Source organism: Dolichospermum compactum NIES-806 (assembly GCF_002368115.1).
GTDB classification, from domain to species: domain Bacteria; phylum Cyanobacteriota; class Cyanobacteriia; order Cyanobacteriales; family Nostocaceae; genus Dolichospermum; species Dolichospermum compactum.
The window spans coordinates 78346-84283 of the sequence record NZ_AP018316.1; the positions used below are offsets into that span (position 1 = coordinate 78346).

A 5938-nucleotide genomic window follows, 5' to 3' on the forward strand; every position below is an offset into this window, starting at 1 on the left:
GGCGTATAATCCTGATATTCATCGTCGCCGTTCTATTCGCCTGAAAGGATATGATTATTCTCAGGCAGGGGCGTATTTTGTGACTATTTGTGTTAACCACAGGCGATCGCTCTTTGGTAGTATTCAAGCAGGTATTATGTACCCTTCACCCGCAGGAGAAATGGTACAAATTGTTTGGGATGAAATTCCTAACCATTACCAAGGACTTGATATTGATGCCTTCGTTTTGATGCCTAACCACATTCATGGTATTATTCTTCTTGAACCTTATAATTCCCTGAAATTAGGTGATGTGGTTCATCGGTTTAAGTCTTTAACTACTACTAAATATCGTCATAGTGTTTATGAAAAGGAATGGCCAGCCTTTGAAAAAAGACTATGGCAACGCAATTATTATGAACACATTATTCGTAACGAAAAATCATGCGATCGCTTGCGAGAATATATAAGAGATAATCCAATCTTATGGGATGTTGACACTCTCCATCCCAACAACCCCGAAAATTTCCCCACGTAGGGGCAATCCCCCCGTGGTTGCCCCGATAATTTATGGTTGCCCCGATAATTTATGGTTGCCTCAAAACCAAACCTGTAATTTTTAATTATTTTCACGCCGTTCTCAATGCTACCATGGGATCAAGTTGAGCCGCACGACGGGCAGGAACGACACCAAAAAATAAACCAATCGCACCAGAAACACTAGCAGCTAACATGACTGCACTTGGTGAAATTGCCGCCTCTAAAGGGGTAAGGATACCAACTAAAATGATGCTACCACCGCCTAAAGCAATGCCGATTAAACCACCAGCTACTGATAAAATCACGGCTTCAATCATGAATTGTAAAAGAATGTCTTGTTGAGTTGCACCAATAGCTTTACGCAGTCCAATTTCTTGGGTACGTTCCGTGACAGAAACTAGCATAATATTCATAATGCCAATACCGCCCACAAACAAAGAAATACTAGCGATCGCAGCTAACATTAGTGTCAATCCGCTGGTAATTGTATTGGTAATTTCCAAGATATTTTTTTGGCTTTGAATCGTAAAATCATCTTCACGGACAATTTTGTGCCGGCGACGGAGTAAGTTTGTCATTTGAAATTCTGCGGCGGAGATGCTATTTTCATCTTGAGCAGATACAGAAATTAAAGAAACATTAATACCAAAGGGGGATGTTCTTCCCACCAGCCGACTAAACATAGTATTAATAGGAATAAAAACTGTATCATCGCTGTTATTACCAAAGGATGAACCTTTGGCTACTGTTAAGCCAATCACCTCAAAAGTAGTATTTTGAATACGGATTTTTTGACCAACAGGATTTTGATTATCAAAGAGTTTGTTGGCTAAATCTGGTGCTAATACTGCTACCCTTCTATTACGTTTAAGATCAAAGTCATTAAAAAATCTGCCTTCTTTAATTTCAAAACTACGGACTGTTATATAATTAGGCGTAGTGCCGATCACTGTACTAGTTGTACTTTTATTTCTATAGGTGATTGTACTTCTGTTATTAATTTCTGGGGCAACTTCTTTAACTGCACGGACTTGTTTAGCGATCGCCTTCGCATCTTGTAAAACCAAGGTTCTCGGCATTGTTGTCACCCTTCCCCGGCTTCCTGGACTCCCAGGGATAATAAATAAGGTATTTGGACCTAATGATGCAAATTGCTTAGTTGCCAGTGCTTGTGCGCCTTCTCCAATACCAATCATGGCAATTACCGAAGCATTACCAATAATAATCCCTAACATGGTTAAACTACTTCGTAACTTATTAGCTAATAAGGTAGTAGTTGCCATTTTCACACTTTCTAAAATGTCCATATTTTGTGTTTATTTGTGATTTTACTCCACATTCAGCATGAGTAAATATACTCAAAATATTTTTCACAGCAGGTTATTTTGTCAAAAAAAGAATTTCATAAAACAGCTAAAACCCAATCATAATAACCACTTCATGCTTTTTGCCATCTAGGTCGGTATTCAATGAATTTAAGTAGGTGAACAGAAAAATTTAAAGGTATGTGAAGAAAAAAAGTAGTAAAATCAATCAAAACTCTCTTCCTGTTCCCAGTTAAGAGTTCCCTGTTCCCTTGCCCCAACGACAATTTTTAACGCCCACATACTTAATCTCAAACCAACTAATTTATTGACAGTATTCTCAATAAGCTTGATTTGAGATTTAGATAGAGATGCGATGGCTACGCAGCGCCGAAGGTATCGCCATAGTATAGAATTGCGTGTCATTTTTCCGGTTCTTTATTTCCTTTACCCTTGGTTTTAGGTAGATCAATAAATATGCGATCGCCTGCTTTTAACCCTTCTAAAACCTGAATTTGGCTATCAATATTTGCGCCAATTGTGACTAACTTAAACTGGGGTTTATTTTTTTCACCCAACAGCCATACACCTGTTTTTCCCTTTTGAGTAACTATTAACTCTTGAGGTATTAACAGTGCATTTTGGATATTATTACCAATAAATGTCACTTCACTAACATTCATTCCCGAACGCAGTTTATTTGCTGTCTCATCAATAGCTACCCGCACCTGAAAAGATGTGACATTTTGATCAACTACCGCTTCGGGAGCAATCAACCGCACTGTTCCATGAAAAACTTCATCAGGATAAGCATCAATAGCAATTTCCACTTTTTGTCCCCGTTTAATTTGGGGAATATCTACTTCAGGAACTTTAGCCAGCACTTCTAAACCTCTAGCTAAAGCAACTATAGAAGTAGATGTCGCCGAAGCATCACTAGAAGCAGAAATAGCCGGACTTACATAAGCCCCTACCGTCGCATATCTTTGAGTCACAATTCCCGAAAAAGGAGCGCGAATAATGGTATCTTCCAGTTGCACCTGTTGTTGTTTTAACTGAGCCTCAGCACTAGCTACTGCTGCTCTTAATTTAGCAATTTCTTGGGGACGATTACCATTTTCTAATTTTCGTAATCCTTCCTTTTCTTGATTAACTATTGCTTCTTGCTTTTGAATATCTTGGTTGCGGTTGCCCACTTTTAGTAAAGATAATCGGCGTTGTGCTTCCTCCAAATTAGCCTTAGCTTTACTATTTTCACTCACATATTGCTCTAAACTATCTTGGGAAATAGCCCCATCTTTAGCTAGATCTTGATAACGTTTGACTCTCGATTGGGTAAGTGTCACAGAAGCTTTTGCCGAGTCTACTTGAGCCTGTGCCTGTTGAATTTCCTGTAAACGATTCCCATCTCGGATAATCGCTAATTGAGCCTGTGCTTGCTCTACACGGGCTTTGGCTTGGGCAATTTCTTCGGGACGACTGCCGGCTTGGCTATCTGCTAATTGTGCTTTTGCTTGGTCTAAATTAGCTTTGTATTGGAGAATTCGCATTTTAATTTCCGAATTATCCATGCGAGCAATTATTTGTCCTTCTTTGACAGTATCTCCCTGTTCAACATTTAAGGCTGCTAACAATCCTGGACTTTTAGGACTAATATTCACACTTTGAATTGGTTGAACTTTGCCACTAGCAGTAATGCGGACAGTTACGCTTTTTGCTTCTACCGGAACAGTTAATTTACTAATATCTGGTGGTTTATTTTTTTGCTGGATGGTTTTTATCGTGGCTGTTGTTCCCACAATTAAGACACCACTAGCGATTAAACCTATTAACCACCGATATGGATATTTAACTTTTTTGCCAATTAAGGGAATTTCTATGTAAAAAATCATGATCAAAAAAGGTTAGGAGTAGAAGTTAACTATTTCATAGTTGAATATCTATGATGATCATTTTATTTATCTAATTCATCGTCTGATTGGGTGAATTTTCAGTTTGTATATTTTTCTATCTCCGTCCTAGCTATATTAGCACATTTTCCTTTGATTCGTGATCATGACTTATTTCCTATTTTTGAATTTTAGATCATTTTAGTAAAACAAGATTTATTGTAGGTTGGGTTGTGGAACGTTAGCGTTGCGGAGCAATTGGGACGAAACCCAACACCTCTTATTATCCTCTCGCTAATATTAATGGGATTTCCTGATAGTAAATGCCGCTGTTTCATAATATATAACCGTGAAATTCCGGCTGTAAATAGATGGTATAAGGAACTTCCAAGAAAAAAATTATCCCAATAAATGAACAAAAGAACCACAGAGGCGCAGAGAACACAGAGAGAGAAGAAATAGAGAGAGTTTTTGCGTTAGTTTTGGGACATATTTTTATTTGGAAGTCTCTAAGACAAGTTTTATCTGAGCAAGCCAAGAACTGACGAGACGGATTTTTTCTATGGTTCTGTGCCGTAAATGGGCTACTGTGATTATTATAGCTAAAGTTAGGACGAAATCCCAGCTTCACCTAAGTAAATAGCCCGAATATCAGCAGGTAATTTATCTTCTAGCATCTGATAACCTTCTTGGAGAGAACTTGCGACTTCAGCGGGGGAAATTTGTTCTCCTTCAGCTTGCAAATAGGCAGCAATTCTGGTTTCACTCCAGTGGAAGGTTTGCGCCATTAAGACGATTAATCGTAATATTGGTGGTAGTTGATCTAATGCCTGTTCTACATAGCACCATAGCGGTGGTGATGTATCTTTAAGGGAATAATGAATAGCTTCTGTAGGTGGAAGCTTAATCTCGTTAATATGGAATGCAGTGATGTTAATTAACCAATTTTGTAAGGTTAAGGATTCCGTCTCTGTGGCTGCTTGGTTTAAGTCCAGTCCCCCTAATTCATAATAGATATTTCGCCAGATGAGAGCAAATAAATAATCAGCTTGCACAGGCGATCGCGCCGAATGCCGAATTAAAGTGTAAACTATGGGACTATAACGGCAAAAAATCACCGTAAAATACTTGCCATAATCTGGATATCGCTGAAATAAACTCAGTAATTCTTGATCACTGTGATGAAATAGCGACTTCACCAATGGGTGATTAGCTTCGGGAAAGTGGGGAATTTGCACAATCTCTGAACTAGATAACTGTTAAAATATACTAGGGAATGGTGATGCGATGGTTAATAATATCGGAAAGTTAGTAAGTTTGTAAAGTCAGACCATAAGACTCTTGATAAACTAGAAACAATGTTAGTCTTAACTGACAACACTCAAAGCGTCTCCTTTATTGTGATTCTGTTTGTTCATGGTTATAGAAGCTAGTTCCATAATGTTCCTGCTGAGTCCACTCACTTTCGGCTCGTTCTTACCTTCCCTGCCTTTGGATAGCCTATTCTCCACCCAGGGGATTATGATTATGCTATTGGCAGCTTACGCTGGTGCTATGTGGATGTTCCTGAGTAGTGCCCCTAAAGTTTATACTGTCATGGTATCGGATTTAGAAGTTGCCCGACAGTTATATGAAGGATTGCTAGATTTGCCAGTAGCGGAAGTCCCATTGCACTATTATTACAACTACGAGCAAACCATTGGTGCAACAGGTATTGACCCGCTGTATATGTCCGCTAGTCCCAGTTGGAATAACAGCACCATGAATAGTGGTAGTGACGGACTGTGGTATCAACTCAAGAAAAATACTCAATTACATATTATCACTGGTGCAAGTTTAGGCAAAAAAGATCAGCATCGTCATGTTTGCTTTGATCATGATTGTCTAGAATTAATTTTAATGCGGGTAGAAGTCAGAGGTTTAAAGTTCAAAATTCGCAACCAAAAGCCTTTGAATTTTTTAGTTAAGGATTATGAAGGGCGTGTCATTGAAATGGCTGAAGTTGCTAATTAGTCATTATGGGTGTGTTGGGTTTTCCTAATGCACCCTAAATATTTTTTATTTATCGTAAACCGTGAACAATAAAAGCAGACCAGTAGCGAGGATTTGCAAAGGGAAATTCCCCATTTGGGCGTTGGTGACAAAAATCTAAAATTTGACAACTGGGAGTATAACGAATCAAAAATTTATCTACTAAATATTCTTGATATCCTATTGGTAAAGCAG

At 38.5% G+C, this 5938-nt stretch carries 6 protein-coding genes; 2 read left to right on the forward strand and 4 right to left on the reverse strand.

Annotated features, from left to right (window positions below; all coding sequences use genetic code 11):
• Positions 1 to 517: transposase (locus tag CA730_RS00390; RefSeq protein WP_197705480.1), on the forward strand; the 517-nt coding region annotated here is incomplete at its 5' end.
• A 91-nt stretch (positions 518 to 608) separates the two neighbouring features.
• On the opposite strand, the gene CA730_RS00395 is transcribed toward CA730_RS00390, so the two are convergent.
• The 4 genes from CA730_RS00395 to CA730_RS00410 form a co-directional block, all read right to left on the reverse strand.
• On the reverse strand, positions 609 to 1826 hold the full coding sequence (locus tag CA730_RS00395; RefSeq protein ID WP_096662607.1) for an ABC transporter permease: 1218 nt from the start codon (positions 1824 to 1826) through the stop codon (positions 609 to 611).
• A 222-nt stretch (positions 1827 to 2048) separates the two neighbouring features.
• Positions 2049 to 2249 carry a hypothetical protein gene (locus CA730_RS00400; protein WP_096662608.1) on the reverse strand — a complete coding sequence of 67 codons (201 nt, stop codon included), beginning with the start codon at positions 2247 to 2249 and terminating at the stop codon, positions 2049 to 2051.
• Entirely contained in the window at positions 2246 to 3715 is a 1470-nt protein-coding gene (locus CA730_RS00405) for an efflux RND transporter periplasmic adaptor subunit (protein WP_096662610.1), read from the reverse strand. Before CA730_RS00405 ends, CA730_RS00400 begins: the two co-directional genes overlap by 4 nt.
• 605 nt (positions 3716 to 4320) lie before the next feature.
• The gene (locus CA730_RS00410; protein ID WP_096662612.1) at positions 4321 to 4950 is read right to left on the reverse strand and encodes an RNA polymerase sigma factor; all 630 of its coding nucleotides are present in this window, start codon (positions 4948 to 4950) and stop codon (positions 4321 to 4323) included.
• Positions 4951 to 5128: 178 nt separating this feature from the next.
• On the opposite strand from CA730_RS00410, the gene CA730_RS00415 reads away from it, so the two are divergent.
• Positions 5129 to 5725: a glyoxalase-like domain protein gene (locus CA730_RS00415; RefSeq protein ID WP_096662614.1), complete on the forward strand. Its 597-nt coding sequence runs from the start codon at positions 5129 to 5131 to the stop codon at positions 5723 to 5725.
• Positions 5726 to 5938: the final 213 nt, after the last annotated feature.